The organism is Streptomyces sp. NBC_01016 (genome assembly GCF_026341035.1).
In the GTDB taxonomy this organism is placed as follows: Bacteria; Actinomycetota; Actinomycetes; order Streptomycetales; family Streptomycetaceae; genus Streptomyces.
Window position 1 is genome coordinate 1,494,562 of record NZ_JAPEOQ010000001.1, and the last position, 25,062, is coordinate 1,519,623.

The 25,062-nt window shown below is 70.7% G+C and carries 24 protein-coding genes and 1 riboswitch; of the genes, 9 read left to right on the top strand and 15 right to left on the bottom strand.

The genetic code is table 11. From position 1 onward, the window contains the following. Positions 1-22: 22 nt before the first annotated feature. A complete protein-coding gene (locus tag OG746_RS07085) occupies positions 23-1,858 on the bottom strand; it encodes a DUF7927 domain-containing protein (protein ID WP_266712584.1) in 1,836 nt (611 codons plus the stop codon). Positions 1,859-1,896: 38 nt separating this feature from the next. Next, positions 1,897-2,844 (bottom strand): glucosyl-3-phosphoglycerate synthase, encoded by a 948-nt coding sequence (locus OG746_RS07090; RefSeq protein ID WP_266718755.1) that lies wholly within the window; start codon positions 2,842-2,844, stop codon positions 1,897-1,899. A 163-nt stretch (positions 2,845-3,007) separates the two neighbouring features. Continuing rightward, a riboswitch (SAM riboswitch) is annotated at positions 3,008-3,162 on the top strand. 18 nt (positions 3,163-3,180) lie between these two features. On the opposite strand from OG746_RS07090, the gene thrC reads away from it, so the two are divergent. From thrC to groL, 4 genes are all read left to right on the top strand, one after another. Then, positions 3,181-4,488: a threonine synthase gene (thrC, locus tag OG746_RS07095; protein WP_266712585.1), complete on the top strand. Its 1,308-nt coding sequence runs from the start codon at positions 3,181-3,183 to the stop codon at positions 4,486-4,488. Positions 4,489-4,523: 35 nt separating this feature from the next. Continuing rightward, a complete protein-coding gene (locus tag OG746_RS07100) occupies positions 4,524-4,799 on the top strand; it encodes a ubiquitin-like small modifier protein 1 (RefSeq protein WP_266712586.1) in 276 nt (91 codons plus the stop codon). Between the two features lie 432 nt (positions 4,800-5,231). Beyond that, positions 5,232-5,438 carry a cold-shock protein gene (locus OG746_RS07105; RefSeq protein WP_030576453.1) on the top strand — a complete coding sequence of 69 codons (207 nt, stop codon included), beginning with the start codon at positions 5,232-5,234 and terminating at the stop codon, positions 5,436-5,438. Between the two features lie 371 nt (positions 5,439-5,809). After that, positions 5,810-7,435: a chaperonin GroEL gene (gene groL, locus OG746_RS07110; protein WP_266712587.1), complete on the top strand. Its 1,626-nt coding sequence runs from the start codon at positions 5,810-5,812 to the stop codon at positions 7,433-7,435. Between the two features lie 99 nt (positions 7,436-7,534). Here groL and OG746_RS07115 read toward each other — a convergent pair whose 3' ends face one another. Beyond that, the gene (locus tag OG746_RS07115) at positions 7,535-8,317 is read right to left on the bottom strand and encodes an SDR family NAD(P)-dependent oxidoreductase (RefSeq protein ID WP_266712588.1); all 783 of its coding nucleotides are present in this window, start codon (positions 8,315-8,317) and stop codon (positions 7,535-7,537) included. A 139-nt stretch (positions 8,318-8,456) separates the two neighbouring features. On the opposite strand from OG746_RS07115, the gene OG746_RS07120 reads away from it, so the two are divergent. Beyond that, on the top strand, positions 8,457-9,044 hold the full coding sequence (locus OG746_RS07120; protein WP_266712589.1) for a TetR/AcrR family transcriptional regulator: 588 nt from the start codon (positions 8,457-8,459) through the stop codon (positions 9,042-9,044). A gap of 12 nt (positions 9,045-9,056) precedes the next feature. Here OG746_RS07120 and OG746_RS07125 read toward each other — a convergent pair whose 3' ends face one another. From OG746_RS07125 to OG746_RS07140, 4 genes are all read right to left on the bottom strand, one after another. Then, entirely contained in the window at positions 9,057-9,734 is a 678-nt protein-coding gene (locus OG746_RS07125) for a Uma2 family endonuclease (RefSeq protein WP_266712590.1), read from the bottom strand. Positions 9,735-9,793: 59 nt separating this feature from the next. Continuing rightward, positions 9,794-10,699, bottom strand: coding sequence for a hypothetical protein (locus OG746_RS07130; protein WP_266712591.1), 906 nt, complete (start codon positions 10,697-10,699; stop codon positions 9,794-9,796). Positions 10,700-10,950: 251 nt separating this feature from the next. Next, positions 10,951-11,181 carry a DUF397 domain-containing protein gene (locus tag OG746_RS07135; protein ID WP_266712592.1) on the bottom strand — a complete coding sequence of 77 codons (231 nt, stop codon included), beginning with the start codon at positions 11,179-11,181 and terminating at the stop codon, positions 10,951-10,953. After that, complete coding sequence (locus tag OG746_RS07140) at positions 11,162-12,001, bottom strand: helix-turn-helix domain-containing protein (protein WP_266712594.1); 840 nt, start codon at positions 11,999-12,001, stop codon at positions 11,162-11,164. The genes OG746_RS07135 and OG746_RS07140 overlap by 20 nt, the downstream gene beginning before the upstream one ends. A 116-nt stretch (positions 12,002-12,117) precedes the next feature. Between OG746_RS07140 and OG746_RS07145 the strand changes: the two genes are divergently transcribed. Next, positions 12,118-12,339, top strand: coding sequence for a hypothetical protein (locus tag OG746_RS07145; RefSeq protein ID WP_266712596.1), 222 nt, complete (start codon positions 12,118-12,120; stop codon positions 12,337-12,339). A gap of 71 nt (positions 12,340-12,410) precedes the next feature. Here OG746_RS07145 and OG746_RS07150 read toward each other — a convergent pair whose 3' ends face one another. The 4 genes from OG746_RS07150 to OG746_RS07165 all read right to left on the bottom strand — a co-directional run bounded on the left by OG746_RS07150 (position 12,411) and on the right by OG746_RS07165 (position 16,759). Beyond that, positions 12,411-12,701 (bottom strand): hypothetical protein, encoded by a 291-nt coding sequence (locus OG746_RS07150; protein ID WP_266712598.1) that lies wholly within the window; start codon positions 12,699-12,701, stop codon positions 12,411-12,413. Between the two features lie 373 nt (positions 12,702-13,074). Further along, positions 13,075-14,613: a PTS transporter subunit EIIC gene (locus OG746_RS07155; protein WP_266712600.1), complete on the bottom strand. Its 1,539-nt coding sequence runs from the start codon at positions 14,611-14,613 to the stop codon at positions 13,075-13,077. 56 nt (positions 14,614-14,669) lie between these two features. After that, positions 14,670-15,617 (bottom strand): N-acetylmuramic acid 6-phosphate etherase, encoded by a 948-nt coding sequence (gene murQ / locus OG746_RS07160; protein ID WP_266712602.1) that lies wholly within the window; start codon positions 15,615-15,617, stop codon positions 14,670-14,672. A 212-nt stretch (positions 15,618-15,829) separates the two neighbouring features. Further along, positions 15,830-16,759 carry a MurR/RpiR family transcriptional regulator gene (locus tag OG746_RS07165; protein ID WP_266712604.1) on the bottom strand — a complete coding sequence of 310 codons (930 nt, stop codon included), beginning with the start codon at positions 16,757-16,759 and terminating at the stop codon, positions 15,830-15,832. A 136-nt stretch (positions 16,760-16,895) separates the two neighbouring features. Here OG746_RS07165 and OG746_RS07170 point away from each other — a divergent pair, with 136 nt between their 5' ends. Both OG746_RS07170 and OG746_RS07175 read left to right on the top strand, forming a co-directional pair. Next, positions 16,896-17,276, top strand: coding sequence for a DUF8819 family protein (locus OG746_RS07170; protein ID WP_266712606.1), 381 nt, complete (start codon positions 16,896-16,898; stop codon positions 17,274-17,276). A 7-nt stretch (positions 17,277-17,283) separates the two neighbouring features. Further along, positions 17,284-17,550 (top strand): DUF4031 domain-containing protein, encoded by a 267-nt coding sequence (locus tag OG746_RS07175; RefSeq protein WP_266712608.1) that lies wholly within the window; start codon positions 17,284-17,286, stop codon positions 17,548-17,550. Positions 17,551-17,552: 2 nt separating this feature from the next. On the opposite strand, the gene OG746_RS07180 is transcribed toward OG746_RS07175, so the two are convergent. Further along, a complete protein-coding gene (locus OG746_RS07180; RefSeq protein ID WP_266712610.1) occupies positions 17,553-18,788 on the bottom strand; it encodes a Cmx/CmrA family chloramphenicol efflux MFS transporter in 1,236 nt (411 codons plus the stop codon). 190 nt (positions 18,789-18,978) lie between these two features. Beyond that, positions 18,979-19,638: an HD domain-containing protein gene (locus tag OG746_RS07185; protein ID WP_266712612.1), complete on the bottom strand. Its 660-nt coding sequence runs from the start codon at positions 19,636-19,638 to the stop codon at positions 18,979-18,981. Between the two features lie 329 nt (positions 19,639-19,967). Here OG746_RS07185 and OG746_RS07190 point away from each other — a divergent pair, with 329 nt between their 5' ends. Next, positions 19,968-22,031 (top strand): HelD family protein, encoded by a 2,064-nt coding sequence (locus tag OG746_RS07190; RefSeq protein ID WP_524540382.1) that lies wholly within the window; start codon positions 19,968-19,970, stop codon positions 22,029-22,031. A gap of 1,244 nt (positions 22,032-23,275) precedes the next feature. Here the strand turns inward: OG746_RS07190 and OG746_RS07195 are convergent. Beyond that, entirely contained in the window at positions 23,276-23,971 is a 696-nt protein-coding gene (locus tag OG746_RS07195) for a copper homeostasis protein CutC (RefSeq protein WP_266712614.1), read from the bottom strand. Positions 23,972-24,047: 76 nt separating this feature from the next. Further along, positions 24,048-24,917, bottom strand: coding sequence for a DUF8832 domain-containing protein (locus OG746_RS07200; protein WP_266712616.1), 870 nt, complete (start codon positions 24,915-24,917; stop codon positions 24,048-24,050). Between the last annotated feature and the right edge of the window lie 145 nt (positions 24,918-25,062).

The window sequence follows — 25,062 nt, forward strand, 5'->3', positions numbered from 1 at the left end:
GTATACGACGCCTGCGGTCAGGTCACTCCTTGCGGCTGCGCACCGCGGCGACGATCAGCGCGCCGAGCCCGCACAGCGTGACGGCGAGCCCGCCGTACAGCGGCAGAAGCGAGTCGGTGCCGGTCTCGGCCATCTCGCCGGCGCTCGGCGGATTCGGCGGATTCGGCGGGGTGGGCCGGGCCTGCGGGCTCTGGCTGCCCGTCGACGGGGTCGGCGAGGGCTCGGGCGTCTGCTCGCCCGGCGGCTCGGTCGGCGTCGGCGAGGGGCTGGTCGGCGTCGGTGACGGCGCCTCCCGCTCGATGACGGGCGCGATGCCGCACTGCGCGTCCGTGGAGCCCTCCTCGCAGTTGGTGCGCGGGGAGTCGGCGGTGACGCTGTTCGTGAGCTTCCCGTCGCCGCTCACCGGGTCGTTGACCTTCACGGAGTACGTGACGGTCGCGGTCTCGCCCGCCGGGATGTCACCGGTGAAGTTGATCTTCGGGTCGGTGTAGTCGACGTTCCCGATGCTCGCCTCGGCGTCGTTGTTGTACGTCGCGTCGTCGAGGTTCTCGGTGAGGTCGTCGGTGAACTTGGCGTTGGGGTACGGCAGTCGGCTGACGTTCTTCGCCTTCACCGTGTACGTGACCGTGTCGCCGGGCTCCACCTTCGCCGGGCTCGCCGTCTTGGTGATCTCCAGGTCGGGCACCGGGACGGACAGGGCGAGCGCCGAGGGGACGTAGGTGTCGCCCTTGGTGGAGAAGTCGAGCGTGGTGGAGGTCGAGCCGACCGGGATCGGCTCGTCCCCGACGGCCCGTGTGGAGCCGCTGCCCGAGACGTCGAACTCCTTCGCGTCGATGCTCAGGTTGTTGACCATCTTCGGGTCGAGGGCGCCGTCGTCCTCGGAGATGAAGAAGTTGTTGGTGTTGCCGGTGTGCGCCTCGGGGATGTTCCGGCCGCCGACGGCGAACCTGTCGCCCGGCGTGTTCCAGTCGCCCTCGTACGCGGTGACGCTCGCGTGCGGGGTGCCCGAGGTCCGGTAGAAGCCGTCCACGGTGACCCGGGTGGCCGGGGAGGTGGAGCGCTGCAGGACGTGGCCGCCGTAGATGTAGACGTTGCGGCGGTCCGGCGCGTAGGCGTCGTTGGGGCCGTCGTACTTGTAGACGACGGTCATCGACCAGCCGGCCACGCAGCCCTTGCCGGTGGGCGCCCAGATGTCGCCGACGGAGACCGGGATCGGCGCGCCGGTGCCGGTGACCCCGCTGAACAGGCTCGTGACGTCGGCCTCGCCCGTGTAGTAGTGCGGGCCGCTGGTGGAGGCGGGGTCCTGGACCAGGTCGTCGGGGGAGACCTTGGTCGGGGCCGTGCCGTTCACACCGACCGAGGGGACCGCGTCCAGCGGGTCGCCGGGCGAGGGGACCACATTGGCGCCGGAGATGTCGCAGCGCTTCAGCTGGGCGCCGCTCGGGCCCTTGTACGTGCCGTCGTTGCCGCCGAAGAAGAGGCGGGCGTAGGCGACCTGGGCGCCGGGCGGGACGGTGACCCGGCCGGTGCTGGAGCCGTAGCCGTCGGTCGTCCCTGCGGTGTTGATCCGCTGCATGACGAACGTGTTGTTGTTGTCCTTGCCCTCGCCGTTCGCGGCGACGGCGCAGCGTCCGGCCATGGTGGCGTCGTCCGTCGGGCAGCCCATGACCGTGTTGCCGATGGTCTTGAAGTCGCCGTAGATCGATTCGTCGTAGCGCTTGGCGAAGGGGGAGACCACGTCCGCGGAGGCGGGGATCGGCGCCAGGCCCGCCATGCCCGTCAGGCAGGCGGCGAGGGTGGCGGTGACGGCGCACGCCGCCCTGCCCTTGAACCTGCCCTTGAATTGTCTGAGCCACATAAAGGGCAAGTTAGACAAAACATATGATTATGCGGCGCTTATGCGACGCGACGCTCCGCATACTCACCGATTTCGATCATCGGCGGCCGCTCCTCCGTGTCGACCTCGTGGGTACGCGGCTCGAAGCCGTCCTCCCCGCGCTCGAACTGCGTGAGCACCGGCCTGACGAGGTGCCCGCGCGCGAGGCGGAGCTGGGCCGTGCGGTAGATCGCCGCCGCCATCCGGCCGAGCGCCTGCCCGTCCTGGTGCCGGTGCTTGCGCACACCGACGTCGACCTGGGCGAGCGCGTCCAGGCCCACGGTGTGCAGCGCGTCCACGAGCAGGCCGAGCTCCACGCCGTATCCGACGGGGAACGGGAGCCGTTCGAGCAGCGAGCGCCGGGCCGCGTACTCGCCGCCCAACGGCTGGACGAATCCGGCCAGTTGGGGCCAGTGCAGATTGAGGATCGGCCGCGCCATCAGCTCGGTCACCCGGCCGCCCTGCCCCGCGGCCCCGGCCAGCGGACGGTCGTACATCGCCTTCACGAAGTCCACGCCCGGCTCGGTGAGCAGCGGCCCGACGATGCCGGAGACGAAGTCCGCGGAGAACTCCTTCAGATCGGCGTCGACGAAGCACACGATGTCACCGGAAGTGACGAACAGGGAGCGCCACAGCACCTCACCCTTGCCGGACCTGACCGGGATCCGCGGCAGGATCGTGTCCCGGTGCTCGACGCGCGCGCCGGCCGCCGCCGCGACCTCGGAGGTGCGGTCCGTGGAGCCGGAGTCGATCACGACGAGTTCGTCGACGAGCGGCACCGCGTCCGTCATCAGCGTCCGCCGGATCTCGGAGACGATCTCGCCGACCGTCTCCTCCTCGTTCAGCGCGGGCAGTACGACACTCACCGTCTGACCCGAGGCCTGCTTGGCGGCGACCAACCGGTGCAGCGGATGGTCGACCACGGACCAGGAGCGCCTGTTCAGCCAGCGCTCGACCTCTTCCAGCACGGTCTGCGTTCCTTCCCTCAGGACCAACATGTGATCCATCTCGCGCATCGGACGACTATCTCAAGGGTCCGGGCCTTCGGTTACAGTCTTGAACAAGGCCGGTGACCATCGCATGTCGGGGGTCGCCCGCCGTACACACAACTGAATCCACACAATCGAATACCGCTCATCCAGAGGGGCAGAGGGATACGGCCCGTTGAAGCCCCGGCAACCCTCCAGCCGGTCTCGTCCGCACACCGCAGTGCGCCCGCGAGGCTCCCGGCTAGTGAAGGTGCCAAATCCGTCTCGTGGCGAGATGCGTCGCGAGGAAGATGAGGAGAAAGGGCCTCGCCTCTCATGGCTGTACAGACTGTCGCCACCGAAACCGCCGCCACGACGGACTCCGTCGATCTGGGCCCGGCCTCCGGACTTTCCTGCCGCGAGTGCGGCGCCGTCGTTCCGCTCGGCCCCGTCTTCGCCTGCGCCGAGTGTTTCGGTCCCCTCGAAGTCGCATACGACCTTCCCGTCGGTGACCCCGAGGCGCTCCGCAAGCAGATCGAGTCCGGCCCCGCCAACATCTGGCGCTACGCCCCGCTGCTGCCCGTCCCGGCCGACGTCGCCGAGAAGCCGAACCTGAACCCCGGCTGGACCAAGCTCGTCAAGGCCGACAACCTCGGCCGTGAACTGGGCGTCGCCGAGGGCAAGTTGTTCGTCAAGGACGACTCCGGCAACCCGACGCACTCCTTCAAGGACCGCGTCGTCGCGCAGGCCATCGAGGCCGCCCGCGCCTTCGGCTTCACCACCCTCTCCTGCTCCTCCACCGGCAACCTGGCCGGCGCCGTCGGCGCCGCCGCCGCCCGTGCCGGCTTCCGGTCCTGCGTGTTCATCCCGCACGACCTGGAGCAGGGCAAGGTCGTCATGGCCGGTGTCTACGGCGGTGACCTCGTCGCCATCGAGGGCAACTACGACGACGTGAACCGCTTCTGCTCCGAGCTCATCGGCGACCCGCTGGGCGAGGGCTGGGGCTTTGTGAACGTGAACCTCCGCCCGTACTACGGCGAGGGCTCCAAGACGCTCGCGTACGAGATCTGCGAGCAGCTCGGCTGGCAGCTCCCGGACCAGCTGGTCATCCCGATCGCGTCCGGCTCGCAGTTCACGAAGATCGACAAGGGTCTGAAGGAGCTGATCAAGCTCGGGCTCGTCGAGGACAAGCCCTACAAGCTCTTCGGCGCCCAGGCCGAGGGCTGCTCCCCGGTCTCCGTCGCCTACAAGGGCGGCCACGACGTGGTCCGCCCGCAGAAGCCGACCACCATCGCCAAGTCCCTCGCCATCGGCAACCCGGCCGACGGCCCGTACGTCCTCGACATCGCGCGCCGCACCGGCGGCGCCGTGGAGGACGTCAACGACGAGCAGGTCGTCGACGCGATCAAGCTGCTCGCGCAGACGGAGGGCATCTTCGCCGAGACGGCGGGCGGTGTCACGCTGGGTGTCACCAAGAAGCTCATCGAGGCGGGCCTCATCGACCCGTCGCTGACCACGGTGGTCCTCAACACCGGTGACGGTCTCAAGACGCTGGACGCGGTCGCCGAGTCCTCGCAGGCCACCGCGACGATCCGGCCCAACCTGGACGCGTTCCGCGAGGCCGGCCTCGCCACCGACCTCTGAGCCCGACCGAACTTGTAGCAACAGGAGTTACCAGCATGAGCGTCAACGTTCGCATCCCCACCATCCTGCGCACCTACACCGGCGGCAAGGCCGAGGTCGCCGCCGAGGGCGCCACCCTCGCCGACGTCATCTCCGACCTCGAGAAGAACCACACCGGCATCGCCGCCCGCGTCCTCGACGACCAGGGCAAGCTGCGCCGCTTCGTGAACGTCTACGTGAACGACGACGACGTCCGCTTCGAGCAGGGCCTTCAGACGGCGACGCCGGACGGCGCCGGCGTCTCGATCATTCCGGCCGTCGCCGGAGGCTGATCTTTCGCCGTTTTACGCAGAGTTACTTGAATTGCCCCCTCCGCAAGAGAAGCGGAGGGGGCAATTCTGCATGGTTGAGCGCGGTACAGTTGGGGAAGCTGCTGCGTTTCGCTGAGCGGTGCATGACGGGCGCATATGAGTTCTCGCCCGAAGCCCGACAAGAAGTAGCCAAAGTGTCCGGCCCTTTCGGGCCCTTTATGGCATTTACACGGCCCGACTTGCCCAAGGATCCGGCGAGTTGGCCCGGTTTCCCCGATCTGGCGTGCCCAGAATTCTCGTCCGACTGACCTGTTGCAGACGGCAGTTGGGCAGATACATTCAGCCGCGGTCGACGCGTTCCGGCGCACACCCCCATATCCCATGGGGCGTGAGGTCTGACCCGGGTCCGCGAAGTGCGGTCCTGCGCAAGGGCCAGTAATAGGGGAGTTAGGCATGGCTCAGGGCACCGTCAAGTGGTTCAACGCGGAGAAGGGGTACGGCTTCATCGCGGTCGACGGTGGTGCGGATGTTTTCGTCCACTACAGCGCGATTCAGATGGACGGCTACCGCACCCTCGAAGAGGGTCAGCGGGTCGAGTTCGAGATCTCGCAGGGCCAGAAGGGGCCGCAGGCCGACATGGTCCGCGTGGCCGCCGGCTGAACGCGCGCGTCAGACTGCAAGCTTGTACGTCGCACGTTGCGGAGGGCTCGTCTCCCGGGTAACCGGGGGGCGGGCCCTTCGTGCTGAACGGGTCCCGCCTGCGCTTTCGTGGTACGGCCTTGCGCCCGCCCGTCGCCCGACCGCCACCCCTCAACGATCCCGCTGCGCGGGAGCACCTTGCACTCGTAGGGGTCGAGTGCTAATCATTGGGCTTAGCACTCTCCGAGTGAGAGTGACAGAACTTGGATCGGGTCGGTGAGGTCCGGGGACCGGGTGGTGCAAGGAACCACACGGTCTGCAGGCCGTCCGTCGCGGGCACCAGCACGGTCCGTTTGCTTGCATTTCCACCCCGTCCGGGAGGACCACTTCACATGGCCAAGATCATCGCGTTCGACGAGGAGGCACGGCGCGGCCTCGAGCGCGGCATGAACCAGCTCGCCGACGCCGTCAAGGTGACCCTGGGCCCCAAGGGTCGCAACGTCGTCCTCGAGAAGAAGTGGGGCGCCCCCACGATCACCAACGATGGTGTGTCCATCGCCAAGGAGATCGAGCTCGAGGACCCGTACGAGAAGATCGGCGCCGAGCTGGTCAAGGAGGTCGCGAAGAAGACGGACGACGTCGCCGGTGACGGCACGACGACCGCGACCGTCCTGGCCCAGGCGCTCGTTCGCGAAGGCCTTCGCAACGTAGCCGCCGGCGCCAACCCGATGGCCCTCAAGCGCGGCATCGAGCGCGCCACCGAGGCCGTCTCCGCCGCCCTGCTCGAGCAGGCCAAGGAGGTGGAGACCAAGGAGCAGATCGCCTCCACCGCCTCCATCTCGGCCGCCGACACCCAGATCGGCGAGCTCATCGCCGAGGCCATGGACAAGGTCGGCAAGGAAGGCGTCATCACCGTCGAGGAGTCCCAGACCTTCGGTCTGGAGCTCGAGCTCACCGAGGGTATGCGCTTCGACAAGGGCTACATCTCGGCGTACTTCGCCACCGACATGGAGCGTATGGAGGCCTCGCTCGAGGACCCGTACATCCTGATCGTCAACTCGAAGATCGGCAACGTGAAGGACCTCCTTCCGCTGCTCGAGAAGGTCATGCAGTCCGGCAAGCCGCTGCTGATCATCGCCGAGGACGTCGAGGGCGAGGCCCTGTCGACCCTGGTCGTCAACAAGATCCGTGGCACCTTCAAGTCCGTCGCCGTCAAGGCCCCGGGCTTCGGTGACCGCCGCAAGGCCATGCTCGGCGACATCGCCATCCTCACGGGCGGCACCGTCATCTCCGAGGAGGTCGGCCTCAAGCTGGAGAACGCCGGTCTCGACCTGCTCGGCCGTGCCCGCAAGGTCGTCATCACCAAGGACGAGACGACGATCGTCGACGGCTCCGGTGAGAGCGACCAGGTCCAGGGTCGTGTCAACCAGATCCGTGCCGAGATCGAGAACAGCGACTCGGACTACGACCGCGAGAAGCTCCAGGAGCGCCTCGCCAAGCTCGCCGGCGGCGTGGCCGTCATCAAGGCGGGCGCGGCCACCGAGGTCGAGCTCAAGGAGCGCAAGCACCGCATCGAGGACGCCGTTCGCAACGCGAAGGCGGCCGTCGAAGAGGGCATCGTCGCCGGTGGTGGCGTGGCCCTCCTCCAGGCCTCCGCGGTGTTCGAGAAGCTGGAGCTCGAGGGTGACGAGGCGACCGGCGCCAACGCCGTGAAGCTCGCGCTCGAGGCCCCGCTCAAGCAGATCGCCGTCAACGGTGGTCTCGAGGGTGGCGTCGTCGTGGAGAAGGTGCGCAACCTGACCGTCGGTCACGGTCTGAACGCCGCCACGGGTGACTACGTCGACATGATCGCCGAGGGCATCATCGACCCGGCGAAGGTCACGCGCTCTGCCCTGCAGAACGCCGCGTCCATCGCCGCGCTGTTCCTCACCACCGAGGCCGTCATCGCCGACAAGCCGGAGAAGGCGGGCGCTGCGCCGGCCGGCGGCGGCATGCCGGGCGGTGACATGGACTTCTGAGCCGCTCGCGGTTCAGCGCGTCCGTAACCCCGAGGGCGGCACCGACTCTTCACGAGTCGGTGCCGCCCTCGGGGCGTTTTAGGCCTGGTGGCGACAGGTCTAAGCGGTCTTGACCGATCCGCCGTCGATGAGGTGGTCGGTGCCCGTCGTCGCGGCGGCGAGCGGAGACGCCAGATACGTGACCAGGGTCGCGACCTCTTCCGGTTCGACGAGCCGACCGATGAGCATGCCCATGGCCGCGGGCAACCCGGCCAGGAGGTCGGCGTGGGGGACGCCCATGGCGGCCGCGAGTCCGGCGCCGTAACCCGTGGGGCTCTCCCACATGGCGGTGCGGACCGGGCCCGGAGAGACGGTGTTCACCCGGACCCCTTGTGAGCCGAACTCCTCCGCCAGTGCCTTGCCGAACGCGGTGAGCGCGGCCTTGGCGGTGGTGTACGGGACGGGGCCGCCGTGCGGGACGCGCGCGCCGATCGAGGAGACGTTGACGATCGCGCCGCGGGCGGCCAGCAGTGCGGGCAGTGCGGCGCGGGTGACGCGGACGGTGGCAAAGAAGTTCAGGTCGGTCACCTGTGCCCACTGGGCGTCGGTCAGATCGAGGAAGCCGCCGCTCAGGTCTCCGTCGCCGCCGCCGATGTTGTTGACCAGGATGTCGATTCCGCCCAGCTCGGCCACGGCCTCGGTCACCAGTCGCTCGGCGCCGGCCGGATCGGACAGGTCCACCGTCACCGGTATCGCCCCGGCCGCCTTCCACTCCGGGGCCGCGGTGCGCGCGGCGGCGACCACGCGTACGCCTTCGGCGGCCAGGGCTTGGACGACAGCGAGCCCGATCCCTCGGCCCGCGCCTGTGACGAGGGCGGTCTTGCCGTTCAGGTGCAGGTTCATGACGCTTCCCCTTGCTCGGCATGTGCAACTCGGCTGATGCGTCGAACATAGAACATGCATCACCAATGTCGCAAGTAGTCGCCAAGCTGCCACATTGACGTACTCTCGTGGGGTCTCCCTCAGGAAGGAATCGCTCGCCATGCCGCAGCCCGCCTCCGCGAAACCTCTTCGTGCCGACACCGAGCGGACCGTGCGCGCGATCCTCGAAGCGGCCGAGCGGGTACTGGCCGTGAATCCGGCGGCGACGATGGAGCAGATCGCCGAGGCCGCCGGAGTCGCGCGGACCACCGTCCATCGGCGGTTCGCCTCCCGGGAGGCGCTGATCAGGGCGCTGGCGGCCTGGGCGACACAGCGATTCCACGAGGCCGTCGAAGCGGCGCGCCCTGAGACGGCGCCGCCCTCCGTCGCGCTCTATCAGGTCACCGCGAACGTGCTGCGGGTGAAGGTCAGTTGGGGCTTCGCGATGGGCGCCCTGCCCACCGACGATCCCGAGGTCTCGCGCGTCCACGCCGACGTGATGACCCGCTGCGCGCGACTGTTCGCCCGCACCCGGGACGCCGGACTGTTGCGGCCCGACGCCGACCTGGACTGGGCGCGCACCGTGTATTACGCCCTCATCCACGAGGCCGCGATTCAGTCCCCGGAGACCGACGCGGCCGTGGACGCCCTTGCCACGCGGGTCGTGGATACGTTGCTGCACGGCGTGGGCACACCGGCGTCCGGCTGACGCGGGTGGGCGTCAGGCGTAGTCCTTGAGCCTCTCGGTTTCGAGGGTGATGGTGACCGGGGCGGGGAGGCGGACCGTCGCTCCGTAGTGGTACGGGCGGCGGTTCTGGTAGACGCCGTTCTCGGGGGAGCTGTGGACGACGACCGTGTCGTTGTCGCGGTCGACGAGGAGGTAGACGGGGATGTCCGCGTAGGCGTAGGCGCGGGGCTTCTCCTGGCGGTCGCGGCGGTCGGCGTCGCGGTACTTGGAGGTGACTTCGACAGCCATGAGGACGCCGTCGGGGGAGGCCCACTCGTCCTGTCCGGCGAAGTAGTCGATGGCGGTCAGGGCGCCGTCCGGCTTGATGCAGCCCTTTCTGTACGTGTCGATCCGCAGGCCCTGCTCGGGATGCAGTGCCAGTTCGGGGCGCTGCATCATGCACTGGCGGATCAGCCACATGATGATCGAACCGTGGTCGCCGTCCGGCACGGGCTTGACCTCTAGCTTTCCGTGGAGGAGTTCCAAGGTCACCGTCTCGGGGGCGACGCGGGCCAGTTCCTCGAAGTCCTCGACGTCGATGGGGCCGTGTTTCACGAGCAGCCGTCCGTTCAGGAATTCGAGCTTGTTGCGCAGAGTCTCCGGAGCCTTTCGGTTCAGCTCCTCGAAGTCCTCGATGCTCATCTGAGGGCGGTCGGCGGTGCCAGGGGTCATGGATGTGCCTCCTCGCCTCCATCGTGCCCCGGATGTACGGGTCCGGATCGTCGGCGCGGTCACACGCGTGCCCTTTCGGAGCGGGGGAGCATTGCCGCGCGGGCCTGGGCGGCGCGGGCGCGGACGGCTTCCGGGGTGAGTGGGCCCGCGGGCGGGTAGGCGGGGCGGGCGCCGCTGCAAGGGGTGCAGAAGCCGCCCGGCAGGGCCTCGGGGCGGCCGGGTGTGCCGCATTTCGCGCACTCGATGAGGCGTAGGACCGGGCGGTTCGCAGGTGGTGGGGGTGGCGGGGGAAGTTTGTCGGTCAGGCGGCGGCGCAGCAGTGCGGCCGGGCTGTGCACGGGTGTGGGGAGCCCGGCCGTCAGCGCGTGCAGCAGGGTGTCCTCGGTGGCGCCCCGCTCGAACCAGCGCTCCACATCTGGCGCGAGCCGGTCGCACTCGGCGGCTGACAGGGCCAGCGACGGCGCCGTGCGGCCGAGGGCGGTGAGGAGGAGCAGCGCGCGGCTGCGGGTGGGGCGTGGAGGTGGTTCTTCGGGCGGCGCGTCCCGGCCCGTCTCCGGTACATCGCCCCTGACGTACGCCGTCCACCACGTGTCGCCCCGCGCCGTGCGGGAGAACCAGGTGCGCGTCACCCAGCGTGCGCTCCCGGAGCCCTGCACGTGTTCGCGGCCGCGTCTCAAGTGACCGGCCCGGTGCAGGTTGTTGAGGGCGGTACGCATCGCCGCCTGCCCGTACGGGAGGTGGTTGGCGAGCGTCTTCACCGAGATGTCCGAGCCGTCGGGCAGCCGGTCGATGTATCCGGCGATGTACGCCTCGCGGGCGGGAAGGTCCGCGAAGTCGGCGCTGGTTCGGGGGAGTTGATCCGGTGCGGAGCGCTTGCCGTAGCCCGGGTTCGCCTCGGGGTGGAGCGGGGTGGGCGATGCTGCGTGCGTCGGGGCGGGGGCAGCACTAGAGTTGGCGTCAGCCACGAGATCTCCCTGGTTGGGATCTTGATGGACAGGCCCTCGCAGGTGTTGGCGCACCGGCGGGGGCCGTTCGTATATCGGGCACGCTAGAGCGCGATTACCCTCCGTGGCAAACCGGTGTCAGAAAGTGTCCGGTATTGCCGAGCGCACTTGTCGGCTTCGCCAACTCGCAGGGAGGGAGGGTGGGTTGAGACCCACCTCCCAATCCTTGAAAGCAGGGCTCGGGTCTCGGGGCTTGAGCCTCGGGGCGTTGGTTACGGGGTGCGGTGCAGGTCGGCGATGAACGCGGACCAGGTCTCTGCCCGGAGCGCGAGCTTCGGGCCGGTGGGGTTCTTGGAGTCCCGGACGGGCACGATGCCCGTCATTGGCGTGCGGGCGTCGGCGACTTCGAGGCAGTTGTTGCCCTCGCCGCCGCTGTAGCTGGACTTGCGCCAGCTCCGGGCGGCGTCGTCGTCCGGGTCGTACTCAGGGGTGTGGTTCCTCATGGGCGTAATCCTGCGCCACGGAGTCGAGCAGAGCCAGGGACTGTTTCGGGGTGAGCGCGTTGGCCCTGAGCAGGTCGTAGGACAGTTGGTGGCGGGTGACGGTGGCCGGATCGTCCAACAGGCGTCCTGTTGCGGGGGCTTCGATCAGGGTGAGTGGCGGTGCGTCCTCGAAGTACATGAGCTTGAGTGATCCGTGCAGCGACGCGTGGCCGCCCGCCGCGAACGGGAGGACCTGGACAACTGCCCGGCGTCTGCGGACCAGGTCGGCGATGTGGCGCAGGTTCGCGGCGATCACCGCGGGGCCACCGACCGGTCGGCGCAGCGCAGCCTCGTCCAGGACCGCCCACAACAACGGGGTTGTTGGATTGTCGAAGAGGCGGGCGCGCTCGACGCGGGCCGACAAAAGCTTGTCGATCACTTCGTCCGGTGCCGTGGGCTGGTAGTCGAGGAATACCGCGCGGGCGTAGTCCGGTGTCTGGAGGAGTCCGGGGATGAGCATCGCCCCGTACTCCATGATCGTGGTGGCCAGCGCCTCCGCCTCGGCCGCTTCGGCAAAGTGCTCCGGGTGCTTCGACCTGTTCGCCTTCTCGCAGTTGCGGGTGAAGAAGCCGCCCGTGTTCAGCTGCTCGTCGAGGCGTTTCGCCATGTCCGGCAGGATGCGCCGCGTCCCCGCTTCCATCTGGCCGACGTACGAGCCGCTGACGAACAGCAGCTCACCCAGGGACTGCTGAGTGAGGTTCGCTCTCTCGCGGGCGTGGCGCAGTTCTTCGCCGATCATGACGCGGCGGGATGACGGGTCGAGGTCCTTCGGTCCGGTCACGTGCATCAACTCCCGGTCCAGCAGCGGCGTCTGTTGGGCCGCTGCCCCTGGTCAGCGTAGAGCCGGACCGGTCACTCTGTGTTGCGAAAGCGGAACTCGGAGTGGAGGAGTGCGTGATGGTGGTGCGGGACGCGGAGCGGTTGCGGGTGGTCGAGGACGTGGTCGCTCAACTGCGGGCGGAGACCGGAGTGTTGGGCATCGTGCTGCCGTCACTGAGGGTCGACCCGGTGTCGGCCGCCGGTGAGGTCGGGTATCCGCTCGTCGACCTCGGGTGCGTGAACTTCGATACGGCGATGCGGATCGTCGCCGTACTGCATGAGAGGAGGCGCGGGGCGTGAGTGTCCGGGCAGCCGAATCCGCGCCCGCGGGGGAGCTTCGGGCGCGGATTCGGTCGACCGGAGGGGACGGATCAGGCTGAGGACTGTTCGGAGAAGCTCTGCCAAGTGTCGCGGCCTGCGCGCGTGGCGCTCGTGGCCGCTGCCTGTGCCTGGTGGAGGGTGCGGGCGGCCAGTTCGGACGGGGGGACGTCCCAGCTGCCGGTCCAGCTGCGGCCCGCGCGGGCCAGTTCGTAGACGAGGACGCCGACGCCCGCCATCGCGGTCAGCGTACCGATGCCGGTGAGTACGGCACCGGCTCCGAGGCGGCGCCGGTCCGGGCGGAACTCGGTCCAGGAGATCTTCGAAAGGGTGCTGTCAGCCATGCGCTCAGGATGCGGGAGGGCCGGGCCCGGCGCATGCGGAGCGGTGACCAGTGGGTGACGCGGCTCGTTGGGCGGGCATGAAGAGCAGCCTGTGTATGCGCGTACTGACGACGGTTCTGGTGGTAGCGGGCTTCGCGGGAGTGGGTGCCCCTGTGGCGTCCGCTGCCGATCGTGATCCGGTTCCGGGCTCCGGCACCGTGATCATGTCGAATGAGGAGTGGGAGGCGTGGCAGCGGCTGAGCGATCTGCTGGGAGTGCCTCAGGAGTCGGGTGTGTACTACCTCGGTTCCTACGAGCCGCTCCGCTAGTTCGTACGTACGCGAGAGGGCGGCGCCCCGTGCCTGTGGGGTGCCGCCCTTCGTGGTGACCGGGGTCAGACCTTTGCCGGTTCCTTCGGCTCCGGGGCCGGAGCCGCCGGGTTTGCCTCGGCGTGGGCCTCCGGGGATTCGCCCGCGTCCACGTCCTGGTTGAACTCGACCAGCATGTCCTGCGTGAAGCCGAAGTAGTACGTCGCCAGGAAGCCGACGATGTAGCCGACCAGCAGGCCGCCCAGGTAGACCGCGCAGGTCAGGCCCAGGCCCTTGTTGCCGTCGAGGAGCGGGAACAGGGCCCAGCCGGACGGGCCGATGGCCGTCGAGCCGACCTGGGTGCCGAGCATCGAGAAGAGGCCGATGAACGCGCCGCCCGCCGCGCCGCCGACGCACGCCGTGATGAACGGGCGGCCGAGGGGGAGCGAGACACCGTAGATGAGGGGTTCGCCGACGCCCAGGAAGCCCGCGGGGAGCGCCGACTTGATGGTCTTGCGGATCGACTTGTTGTGCTTGAGCTTCTTGAAGACGGCGATCGCCGCGCCGACCTGGCCCGCGCCCGCCATCGCCAGGATGGGCAGCAGGACCGTGTAGCCCTGCTGCTCGATCAGGGTGGTGTGGATCGGGATCAGGGCCTGGTGGAGGCCCAGCATCACGAGGGGGAGGAAGAGGCCGCCGAGGACGGCGCCGGCGAAGATGCCGGTGTTCTCCAGGAGCCAGTTGGCGCCCGTACCGATCGCGGTGGAGACCTCACCCGCCACGAACATCAGGCCGAAGATCGTGACCAGGCCGGAGATGAGGATGGTGAGGGTGGGGGTGACCAGGACGTCGAGCGACTCCGGGACCCACTTGCGGCACCACTTCTCGATGTAGACCGCGAGCACCGCCGCGCCGAGCGCGCCGAGGACGCCACCCTGGCCCGGGGAGAGCTTGTGCCCGAACGCCGAGATCTCGGCGACGCCCGGGTAGACGATGATCGCTGCGACCGCGCCGCCGATGATCGGCGTACCGCCGAACTCCTTCGCCGTGTTGTAGCCGACGAAGACGGCGATCAGGGCCATGAAGCCGGAGGCGATCGCGGCGAGCGCCGGGGTGACCGACGGCAGCCAGCCCAGGTTGATCATCAGGCCGTTGAGGCCGGCGATGATGCCGCAGCCGATCAGGGCCGGGATCAGCGGCACGAAGATGTTGGCGATCTTGCGCAGGAACAGCTTGAACGGGGTGGCGTTCTTCGCCTTCTGCTGCGCCTTGAGCGCCGCGCCCTGGGCGGCGAGGTCGTCGGCGCCGCGGCCGCCGGCATCGGCGGGGGCGGGTGCGGGTGCCGGGGCGGCGGCCTTGCCCTCCTCCACCAGGGACTCGAACTCGGGGGTGACCCGGGCGACCTTCCCCGGCCCGAGGACGATCTGGTACGTGTCGTCCTCCACGACGCCCATGACGTCGGGAAGCGCCTTGAGCGCCTCGTCCTGGACGAGCGAACGGTCCGCGAGACCCAGCCGGAGGCGGGTCATGCAGTGGACCACGGAGGTGACGTTCGCTGCGCCGCCGACGAGCGGGAGGATCGCGGCGGCGACGGCGCGGTTCTTGTTCTCGGCGTTATCGGCCATGGTGCGTCTTGCCTTGCTGTGCAGGTGGTGCTCGGGGACGGGTGGGCGCGGGGGAGTTACTTGGTGGCGGCGGCCGCGAGCGCGGCGCGCAGGTGGCCGTCGGACTCCGTGAGGAGCCGGTCGGCGGTGGGGCCGTCGACGTCGCCGAGGACGACGAGGATGGCGCTCTTGACCTCGCCGTCGGTCGCGGCGAGCGCGGCCTCGATGGCGGCGTCGTCGGCGCCGGTGGCGAGGGAGACGATGCGGCGGGAGCGGGCCCGCAGCTTCTCGTTCGACGCGCGTACGTCGACCATGAGGTTTCCGTACGTCTTGCCGAGCCGGATCATGGAGATCGTCGACAGCATGTTGAGCACGAGCTTCTGGGCCGTGCCCGCCTTCAGGCGGGTGGAGCCGGTGAGCAGCTCGGGGCCGACGACGACCTCGATGCCGTGGTCCGCGGCGGCGGCGAGGGCGCTGTCCGCGTTGCAGGACAGGCCGACGGTGAGCGCGCCGTAGCGGGCGCGGGCGTGCTCGACGGCGCCGATCGCGTACGGGGTGCGGCCCGAGGCCGAGATGCCGACGACGATGTCGTTCTCGGTGAGGTCGATGCCGTCCAGGTCGGCGGCCGCGAGCTCCTTGGAGTCCTCGGCGCCCTCGACGGCCTTGACCATGGCGGACGGGCCGCCCGCGATCAGGCCGACGACCTGGCCGTCCCACGTGTTGAAGGTGGGCGGGCACTCGGAGGCGTCGAGGACGCCCATCCGGCCGGCGGTGCCGGCGCCCGCGTAGACGAGGCGGCCGCCGCGGGCCATGCGGTCGGCGATGCCGTCGATCGCGGCGGAGATCTGGGGGAGCTGGGCCGCTACCGCGGTGGGGACGGTGGCGTCCTCGCCGTTCATCAGCTTCGCGATCTCCAGCGTGGAGAGCTGGTCGATCTCGGCGAGCTCCGGGCGGAATGCCTCCGTCGTGAGCGTGGCCAGTTGGGCGCGGAGGTCGGCGTAGGTGGCGTCGGGGGTGGCGGTCATCGTGACAGTGCGGCTCTCTGTGCGAGGGGCGGGGCGGGTTCTGGTTGCGCGGCGGCGGGGTTGCGGTCGCGGGGCTCTGCCCCGGACCCCGCGCCTCAATCGCCGGCGGGGCTTGATAGATCGAGTCCGGCGGGACTTGATATTTCAAGCCCCTGCGGCGATTGAGCAGCGGGGTCCGGGGCGGAGCCCCGTGGCGGGGGACCGGGTGGCGGTCACTGGCGGCCGCCCCGCGGAGTGGTCTGGTGGCGGTGGGCCAGGGCCTCGTACGAGGCCGAGAGGGCCGGCGCCGCCGTCTCGTACGTGCGTTGGGCTATGCCCACGAACAGGCAGTCCACGACCAGGAGCTGGCTCGTGCGGGAGGACATCGCCGCGGGGCGCAGCTCGCTCTCGCGGGCGATGGACGTCGTCAGTATGTGGTCGGCGTACTGCGAGACCGGGCTGCCGGGGCGGCCGGTGATCGCGATCGTGGTGGCGCCGTGCTCGAAGGCGACCCGCAGCGGCTCGATCACGTCGCCGGTGGTGCCGGAGTGCGTGATCGCCACCGCCACGTCCCCGGAGCGGAGCGTCACCGCGTTGTGGACGGCCAGGTGCGGGTCGGAGTGCGCGTACGCGTGCCGCCCGATGCGCAGCAGCTTCTGCGCGAGGTCCTGGGCCACGAGGCCGGAGGCCGCCATGCCGTAGATCTCGACGCGGCCCGCGCCCGCCATGGCGGTCACGGCGGCGCCGAGCTGCGTGGTGTCGAGTGCGGCCGCGGTGTCGGCGAGGGTCTGCTGCTCGTCGTAGGCGAGCTTGGCGACGACGTCGGTCAGCGGGTCGTCGACGGCGATGTCCGCGGTGACGGCGGGCGCCCGGCCCGACTGCTGCTGCGCGGCGAGGCCGGCGAGCGCCAGGCGCAGGTCCCGGTAGCCGGGGTAGCCGAGGATGCGGGCGGTGCGGACGACCGTGGCCTCGCTGGTGCCGGTGAGCTCGGCGAGTCCGGTGACGGTCAGGGCGGCGCAGCCGGCCGGGTCCCCGGCGACCGCCTCGGCGACGCGCTGCATGGAGCGGGTCATGGACGGGGCGAGGGTGCGGACCTTGGCGGCGAGGGCCGCGGGGGCCGGCGGCGCGTCCCTGGCGAAACTTTCCTTCACGTCATTGCTCACATGATGAAAGATATTTTCGGAGGCGGGTCGGGTCAAGGGTCCTTCGGCCCGGGGCGGGGGACGTGAGGCCGGGGTTGCGGGCGCGGGGCTCCATATGGGCAATCGCCGGACGGGCTCCACATGCACAATTGAGGGCATGGACACCATCAGCCCACTGGAGCAGGCCCTGCACGCGGCCCGCGCGCTCGTGCTCGCGGATCTGAAGGCGGGGGACGTCGCGGATTCGGACATCGTCTCGCTGGTGGAGGAGTCGATCGTCTCGCGGCGCTGGTGGGTGGAGCAGTGGCCGGAGGGCGTCGAGTTCGTGATCGGGCTCGTCGCTCAGGACGTCAAGGACGGGATCCTGGAGCGGCACGGGCGCTGGCCGCTGTGCCCGGTGTGCGGACCCGGCTCGAGTGCCGAGGCCCCGCACGCGCTGGACGTCGAGCCGGAGCTGGGCGCGGACCCGCACTGGGTGTGCTCCGAGGCGGGCGTCACCGTGGCGCCGGTCGGTGCCCTCGGGTCGGTGACGGGGTGACGGTCTCTTGACGGTCTACATAGATCCGCCGACCTGGCCGGGGCACGACCGTATGTGGTCGCACCTGGTCAGTGACGTCTCGTACGACGAACTCCACGCGTTCGCCGAGAAGTTGGGCGTTCCGCCGCGCGCCTTCGAGCGCGATCATTACGACCTCCCGTCGCACCGGTACGTGGACGCGGTGCGCGCGGGAGCGGTCGAGATCGGCTCGAAGGAGCTGGTGCGCAGGCTTACGGACGCGGGCCTGCGGAGGCCGAAGGGACGGCCGGCGTGAAATCAAGCCCCGCCGGCGTTTGAGGCGCGGGGTCCGGGGCGGAGCCCCGCGGCGTCGGGCACGGTCCCGGAACCTGTGACGACCTTCGACGCCGTGCGCCGTTGCAGCCGCAGGGATGCCACCGTCGCGGCGAGGGCCACCACCGTCATCGCCGCGCCGGCCCAGGCGGTCGCCGGGTAGCCGAGGTCCGCGTCGATGACCGTGCCGCCGAGCCAGGGGCCGCCCGTGTTGCCCAGGTTGAAGGCGGCCGTCGTGGTGGCGCCCGCCAGGGTGGGGGCGGCGCCCGCGACGTTGAACATCCGGGCGTTGAGGGCCGGCGCCGTGTAGAAGGCGGAGAAGCCGAGCAGGAACGACAGGGTCACCGCCGCGACCGCGAAGTGGCCGAGCAGGGCGAGCGCCGCGAGGAAGACGGTGGACGCGGTGATGCCGGTCAGCAGCACCCCGAAGAGGTGCGCGTCGGCGATCCGCCCGCCCAGCGTCGTACCGGCGAGCGCGCCGAACCCGAAGAGGGCGAGCACGGCCGGGACCCAGCCCTCGGGCAGGCCCGCGACGTCCGTCAGGAGCGGCGAGAGATAGCTGAACGCGCAGAAGACGCCGCCCGCGGCGAGCGCGGTGACGGCGATGGACAGCCACACCTGGCGGTCGGCGTAGATGCTCAACTCCCGCTTCAGGCGCGGCCGTTCGGCAGGAAGCGGGATCTTCGGCACGAGGGTCACGATGCCGACGAGGGCGATCGCGGAGGCCGCGCCCACCGCCCAGAACGCCGCGCGCCAGCCGAGCCCCTCACCGAGGAAGGCGCCCGCCGGGACACCGAGCACGTTCGCGATCGACAGGCCGCCGATCATCACGGCCATGGCGCGGGCCCGCTGGTTCACCGGCACCATCGCGATGGCGACCGCGGCGCCGACCGCCCAGAAGCCGGCGCAGGCGAGGGCCGAGACGACGCGGGACGCGAACAGGATCTCGTAGGTCGGGGCGAGCGCGCCCGCGATCTGGCCCAGGCCGAACACCGTGATGAGCGAGATCAGGGTGGTCCGGCGCGGCAGGCGCAGCGTCGCCACGGCGAGCAGCGGGGCGCCGACCACCATGCCGATCGCGAAGGCCGAGATCAGCAGCCCGGCCTGCGGGATCGTGACGTCCATGTCGTCGGCGACCGCGGGGAGGATCCCGGAGAGCATGAACTCGCTGGTCCCGAGGGCGAAGACGCTGAGGCCGAGGATGTAGACGGCCAGGGGCATGCGGGTGGGAGTGCGGGTACGGGCGTTCGAGCGGAGGTCCGGGGAGTCTGGACTGGGCTGTGGGGACATGTAAGGAGCCAACCGGGGGGTGACGAGTGGCATTCCCGGACCGACGGCTCGTGGCACATCGTTCGTACGCCGTTCATACGCACCGCCACGCGCACCGCCGAGCGCACTGCTCCGCGACGGGTCAGGGAGTCAGCAGATCCAGTTCCGCCGTCAGGTTCTCGCGGGCCGCGGACTCCCAGTGGGACCTGCCGTGCGGGGTCCTGAACAGCCGTGGCAGGTCGAGGAGTTGGCGCAGCACCCCGGCCCGACCCTCGCGGAACGCCTCGTCCGGCACGAAGGCGTACTCCGCGCGGACGGCCTTGGTGTACGCGGCGTAGGCGGGTGCGGGCGCGGCCAGGATCGCCAGGTCGGCATCGCACAGCGCCTCGCCGTCGGTGTCGCCGTCGGCCGGGTCGTGGGTGACGGTGAGGCGGACGAGGCGGGCCACCTCGGCGACGTCCTCGGGCACCAACCCGGCCTCCGCCAGGGCGCGCTCGGCCAGGGCCGCGGACCGCTCCTCGTTCTCCGAGCGCTCGGGCCGGTACACCGCGTCGTGGAACCAGGCCGCCAGCCGTACGAGCTCGGGCCGCTCCGCGTGCTCCTCCAGCACGTCGATGTGGTCGAGCACCGCCGCGAGATGCTCGACCGTGTGGTACTTCCGCTGCGGCTCGGACCACCGGACCAGAAGATTGTCGGCATACGGATACGGGTCGGCGCCTGCGTCTGATGTAGCCGCGCGCAGGGTGCGGGCCCAACGCTCGCGCAGGTCCGGGTCGGCCGTGGGGGCGTCGTGCTGCGTCATGGGTCCGACCCTAGCTCCGTCCGCATAAGCCCCTGCGGCGATTGAGCAGCGGGGCCCGGGGCGGAGCCCCGAGGCGTCAACGCCGGTTCGGCAAAATCAGCCCCGCCGGCGATTGAGGCGCGGGGTCCGGGGCGGAGCCCCGTGGCGTAGGCCCGGTCGACCGGGCCAAAAACCCGTTGGCCCCCGCCGGTAGGCGTCCCGTACACTCGCCGCTCTTCCCCGCCTCCCCGCGCCGAGCCCTCCCGCCGGCCCGGCAGAAGCGCCGCCGACCGGACGGAAACCGGCCGGGAACGTTGTACACGCGTACCTGGATCCGGAGGCAGAACCCCGTGAGCACGTCACCGTCGTCGTCCGCGCCCTCATCCTCATCCTCGCCGCTCGAGCGCGAACGCACGCACCTGGTCTCGTCCCGCTCCGCCCTGCGCGCCATGCGCGAGGACGCGGAGGCGCTCGACATCCGCGACGTCACCGCGAACTGGGTGAACGCCGAGGTGCTGCAGCACCAGATCGACGAGCGGATCAAGGCGCTCGCCGACCTCAGCCACACCCCGCTGTTCTTCGGGCGCCTCGACTATCTGCACGCGCCGGGCGCGGATGTGGCCGAGGGCGCCGAGGGCGAGAAGTTCTACATCGGGCGGCGGCACGTGCACGACGCCGAGGGCGACCCGATGGTGATCGACTGGCGTGCGCCCGTGTCCCAGCCCTTCTACCGGGCCTCCAAGAAGAACCCGATGGACGTCGCGCTGCGCCGCCGCTTCGGTTACACGGCCGGCGACCTCACCGCGTACGAGGACGAGCACCTCACCGACCCGACGGAGGCGGAGCAGACCAGCAAGCTGCTCCAGCAGGAGATCGAGCGGCCGCGTGTCGGCCCGATGCGCGACATCGTTGCCACCATTCAGCCGGAGCAGGACGAGATCGTCAGGAGCGGGCTCGCCGGATCCGTGTGTGTGCAGGGAGGGCCCGGGACCGGGAAGACGGCCGTCGGCCTGCACCGAGTCGCGTATCTGCTGTACGCGCACCGGGAGCGCCTGGCCCGCACGGGGACGCTGGTCATCGGGCCGAACGCGTCCTTCCTCCACTACATCGAGCAGGTGCTGCCCGCGCTGGGCGAGCTGGAGGTCAAGCAGGCGACGGTGGACGACCTCGTCGCGCATGTGGAGGTGCGGGCCGTCGACGATCCCGCCGCCGCCATGGTGAAGGGCGACGCGCGCATGGCCGAGGTGCTGCGGCGAGCCCTGCGTTCACACATCACGCTGCCCACCGAGGGTGCCGTGGTGGTGCGGGGCTCGCGCCGCTGGCGGGTCGCGTCGTACGAACTGGAGGAGATCGTCAGGGAGTTGATGGCGCGCGACATGCGGTACGGGGCGGCGCGCGAGGCGCTGCCGCAGCGGATCGCGCACGCCGTGCTCGTCCAGATGGAGCGCGCGGGCGAGGCGCCCGACGACCGGGTGCAGAACGCGGTGGCGCGCAATGCCGCCGTGAAGGCCGTGGTCAAGGAGGCCTGGCCGGCCGTCGATCCGGCGAAGTTGGTGCTGCGGCTGCTGTCGGACGGCGACTTCCTGGCCGAGCACGCGGAGGGGCTGCTCGACGCCGACGAGCAGAAGACGATCCTCTGGGAGAAGCCGGCGCGCAGCGTGAAGAGCGCCAAGTGGGCTGCCGCGGATGCCGTGTTGATGGACGAGGCGATCGATCTGATCGAGCGGACGCACTCGCTGGGGCATGTGGTCCTCGACGAGGCGCAGGACCTGTCGCCCATGCAGTACCGGGCGGTCGGGCGACGCGCGACGACGGGCTCGGTGACGGTCCTCGGGGACCTCGCGCAGGGTACGACGCCGTGGGCGACGCGGAGTTGGGACGAGGCGCTGTCCCACCTCGGCAAGGCGGACGCGGTGGTGGAGGAGCTGACGGCGGGCTTCCGTGTGCCGACGGACGTCATCACGTACGCGTCGCTGCTGCTGCCGGACATCGCGCCGGGGCTCGCGCCGGTGGCGTCGGTCCGGGAGAACGCGGGGGCGTTCGAGGTGCGGACGGTGGATGGGGCCGGGGACGTGGTGGCGGCGTGCGTCGAGGCGCTGCGGAACGAGGGCTCGGTCGGGCTCATCGCGGCGGACGCGCGGTGCGGGTCGCTCGGCGCGGCATTGGCGGAGGCCGGGTTGGCGTATCTCGCCCCGGGCGAGGAGACGACGGCGTCGGCGCGGTTGACGCTGGTGCCGGCGTCCCTCGCCAAGGGGTTGGAGTACGACTACGTGGTCCTGGACGAGCCGGCGGCCGTGGTCGCCGCGGAACCGGACGAGCGGACGGGGCTGCGGCGGTTGTACGTGTCGCTTACGCGGGCGGTGTCGGGCCTGGTGGTGACCCACGCGGCGCCGCTGCCGCGGCAGTTGGTGTAGCCGGGGTGGGGCCTCTGGTCCCGATGGCGCGGCGCCGGGGTTTCGGGGCTGTGCCGTGGTCGGCGCCTGCCGTAGGTGCGGCCTGCACCGGGGTTTTGGGGCTGTGCCGGGGTCGGCGCCGGTCGTTCTCGTTGCGCGGCGCCGGGTTTCTGAGCCGGGCCGGGGGCCGCCCGTCGTACTCGTTGCGCGGCACCGGGGTGCCGCCGTGCCCACCCGGGGGTGGCTGAACGTTGTGCCCGCAGACCCGTGCCGGGCCGGTCGTCCTGCTCAGCTCCCACCCGCCCGCCCCCTCCGGGGGCTCCGGCCCCCGGGCGCGATCGCTTGCGGCGAGCCGGGGCGTTGGCGGTGCGGGCGCCTGCGGTGGTTCATGCGCGGAGCCGGGGTTCCGGTGCTGTGCCGTGGTCGGCGCCTTCCGTAGGTGCGGCCTGCACCGGGGTTTTGGGGCTGTGCCGGGGTCGGCGGAGGTTGTTCGCGTTGCGCTGCACCGGGGTGCCGCCTTGCCCACCCTGCCGCCCTAGGCGGCAGATTGCCCAAGGCGGGTGCGGCCGACCGTGGGCCTGCGCGGTCCGGTGCCCCAGGCGGGGGCGGCACCCCGTGAGGCCGACGCCCCTGGAGGGGGCGGGCGGGTGGGAGATAGCCGAGCGGGAGGCGCGCTCGGGCGCCCGCAGGCCTGCGCGACACGGTGGCCCAAGGCGGGGGGGCGACACTCCGTGAACCTGCGCCACATGGTGCCCCCTCCGGGCGCGGCACCCCTTCGGGCCGACGCCCCCGGAGGGGGCGGGTAGGTGGGAGATGGGCGGCGGCAGGGCCATTGCCTGCGGGAAGGTGGGCAGATCAAGCCCTTGCGGCGATTCAGCAGCGGGGCTCGGGGCGAAGCCCCGATCTGGTCCCCGCTGGCGACCGAAGCCATTCAAGCCTCGTCGGCGTTTGAGGCGCCGGGTCCGGGGCGGAGCCCCGTTCTTTCAGCCTCGTCGGCGTTTGAGGTGCGGGCTCGGGGCGGAGCCCCGTTCTTTCAGCCTCGTCGGCGTTTGAGGCGCCGGGTCCGGGGCGGAGCCCCGTTCTTTCAGCCTCGTCGGCGTTTGAGGTGCGGGCTCGGGGGCGGAGCCCCGTTCTTTCAGTCCCGTCGGCGTTTGAGGCGCGGGCTCGGGGGCGGAGCCCCGTTCTTTTCAGCCCCGCCGGCGATTGAGGCGCGGGGTCCGGGGCGGAGCCCCGTGGCGTAAGGCCGGGAGGCCGGGGCCGACGGGCTAACCGTCCAACGCCTCCCGCCACACCCTCACCGCATCCGCCGCAACAGGACCCGCCCACCCCGCGGGGCGACTCGCTCCGCCGATGTGGAAGGCCGAGACCCCCGCCGCCCGCAACCCCGGCACATGGTCCAGGCGGAGCCCCCCGCCCACCAGGATCTGCTGCTCGTACCCCGGCTCGCCGGCAGCGGAGCGCCCCGCCTCCGCGAGGAGTACGTCGAGCCCCGCGTCGACCCCGTCCGCCGAACCGGCGGTGAGGTACGTGTCGAGCCCCGGCAGGTCGGCGAGCTGCTTGCGGAGCGCGTCGCGGTCCGCGGCCCGGTCGATCGCCCGGTGGAACGTCCACCGGCAGCCGTCGAGCTCCGCCACGATCCGTTCGACGGCCGCGAGGTCGGGGCCGCCCTGCTCGTCCAGGAACCCGAGCACGAACTCGTCCGCCCCCGCAGCCCGCAGCTCCCGCGCGGCCCGGACGAGCGCCGACACGTCCCCCGCGTCGAAGCCGTCCGCGAGCCGCAGCATCACGCGCAGCCGGATGTCGACCGCGCGGCGGATCGCCGTGAACGTGTCCACCGACGGCGTCAGCCCGTCCGCCGCCATGTCGGTGACCAGCTCCAGGCGGTCCGCACCCCCGGCCTGAGCGGCGATCGCGTCCTCGGCGTCGAGGGCGATCACCTCCAGGACTGCACGCTTGCTCATGAGGCTCCTGTCGCGTCGACCTGCCCCGGGCCCCGGCGATGGGCCCAGACAGGTCTAGTCCAATGTCCCGCTCACTTTACGCCGCGTGCACCGTGAACGCAGCCGTCCTGACCTCCCCGTCGTGCTTGAAGTCAAGGAACAGCCGGTAGGTCCCCGCGCTCGGCGCGGTCGCGGTGAAGGAAACCTCCGGCCCCGGCCTGCCGTCGTGCGGGTGAACGTGAAGGTACGCGAGGTCACCGGCGCGCAGCGCGACCAGGTGCCCGTACGCGCCGAGGTAGGGCTCCAGATCGGTGACGGGCCGCCCGTCCTTGTAGACGCCGAGCGTCAGTTCGCGCGGGGTCCCCGGCCGCAGCGCCCCCTCGATCCGCACCTCGTACCCGTCGCCGACGGTCGCCCGCGCGGCGTGTTCCGGCAGCGGCTCGGGCGCGTACGTCCCCGCGACGCCGAGCCCCGCGCCGAGCGTGAGCCCCTCCTTCTCGCCCTGCGGCGTGAAGTCCGCGAAGACCCGGTAGTCACCCGCCTTCGGCAGCGAGACGGGCGTGGACCACGTCCCGTCGGCGGCGCGCACGGGATGCAGATGCCGGTACGCGGTCAGGTCCCGCGAGGCCACGATCAGGTGCAGCTCCTTGTCGTTCTCCTCCTTGTACGAGGTCACGGGCTTGCCGGTGGCGTCCTTGCGAATGGTGAAGCGGAGCTCGCCGCTCGTACCGGGCAGCCGGTCCTTCTCCAGGTCGAGCGAGTAGCCCCGATCGGACACCTGCAGCCCGCCGGGCACGGCGTTCGTCGTCGGGACCTCGGCCGACTCCGCGTGTCCGCTTCCGCCGTGCTCCGCGGCCGGCTGCTTCTCGGCGGTCACGGGCGAGACGCCGCTGCCCACTCCGTACGCGGTCCCGAACGTGGCGGCTACGGCGGCGGCGAAGGCGGTGATCTTCAGTCCGGTACGCATGACGACTCCTAGGTAGGATGCCTACGAAGATACCCCTAGGGGGTATGAAGTCAAGCCGGACCCGGCCTTGCGATTGATACCCCCTAGGGGTATAAATGGATCTCATTAGGGGGTACCCGCCCCGGGTACCGTTCACCGAGGAGGC

Bases quoted from the DNA above. Each gene is read 5' to 3' on its own strand.
- OG746_RS07085 (WP_266712584.1), bottom strand. From the start codon at position 1,858: ATGTGGCTCAGACAATTCAAGGGCAGGTTCAAGGGCAGGGCGGCGTGC.
- OG746_RS07170 (WP_266712606.1), top strand. From the start codon at position 16,896: ATGGACACCATCAGCCCACTGGAGCAGGCCCTGCACGCGGCCCGCGCG.
- OG746_RS07195 (WP_266712614.1), bottom strand. From the start codon at position 23,971: ATGAGCAAGCGTGCAGTCCTGGAGGTGATCGCCCTCGACGCCGAGGAC.
- thrC (WP_266712585.1), top strand. From the start codon at position 3,181: ATGGCTGTACAGACTGTCGCCACCGAAACCGCCGCCACGACGGACTCC.
- OG746_RS07150 (WP_266712598.1), bottom strand. From the start codon at position 12,701: ATGGCTGACAGCACCCTTTCGAAGATCTCCTGGACCGAGTTCCGCCCG.
- murQ (WP_266712602.1), bottom strand. From the start codon at position 15,617: ATGACCGCCACCCCCGACGCCACCTACGCCGACCTCCGCGCCCAACTG.
- OG746_RS07200 (WP_266712616.1), bottom strand. From the start codon at position 24,917: ATGCGTACCGGACTGAAGATCACCGCCTTCGCCGCCGCCGTAGCCGCC.
- OG746_RS07115 (WP_266712588.1), bottom strand. From the start codon at position 8,317: ATGAACCTGCACCTGAACGGCAAGACCGCCCTCGTCACAGGCGCGGGC.
- OG746_RS07135 (WP_266712592.1), bottom strand. From the start codon at position 11,181: ATGAGGAACCACACCCCTGAGTACGACCCGGACGACGACGCCGCCCGG.
- OG746_RS07105 (WP_030576453.1), top strand. From the start codon at position 5,232: ATGGCTCAGGGCACCGTCAAGTGGTTCAACGCGGAGAAGGGGTACGGC.
- OG746_RS07120 (WP_266712589.1), top strand. From the start codon at position 8,457: ATGCCGCAGCCCGCCTCCGCGAAACCTCTTCGTGCCGACACCGAGCGG.
- OG746_RS07155 (WP_266712600.1), bottom strand. From the start codon at position 14,613: ATGGCCGATAACGCCGAGAACAAGAACCGCGCCGTCGCCGCCGCGATC.
- OG746_RS07185 (WP_266712612.1), bottom strand. From the start codon at position 19,638: ATGACGCAGCACGACGCCCCCACGGCCGACCCGGACCTGCGCGAGCGT.
- groL (WP_266712587.1), top strand. From the start codon at position 5,810: ATGGCCAAGATCATCGCGTTCGACGAGGAGGCACGGCGCGGCCTCGAG.
- OG746_RS07125 (WP_266712590.1), bottom strand. From the start codon at position 9,734: ATGACCCCTGGCACCGCCGACCGCCCTCAGATGAGCATCGAGGACTTC.
- OG746_RS07100 (WP_266712586.1), top strand. From the start codon at position 4,524: ATGAGCGTCAACGTTCGCATCCCCACCATCCTGCGCACCTACACCGGC.
- OG746_RS07180 (WP_266712610.1), bottom strand. From the start codon at position 18,788: ATGCCCCTGGCCGTCTACATCCTCGGCCTCAGCGTCTTCGCCCTCGGG.
- OG746_RS07145 (WP_266712596.1), top strand. From the start codon at position 12,118: ATGGTGGTGCGGGACGCGGAGCGGTTGCGGGTGGTCGAGGACGTGGTC.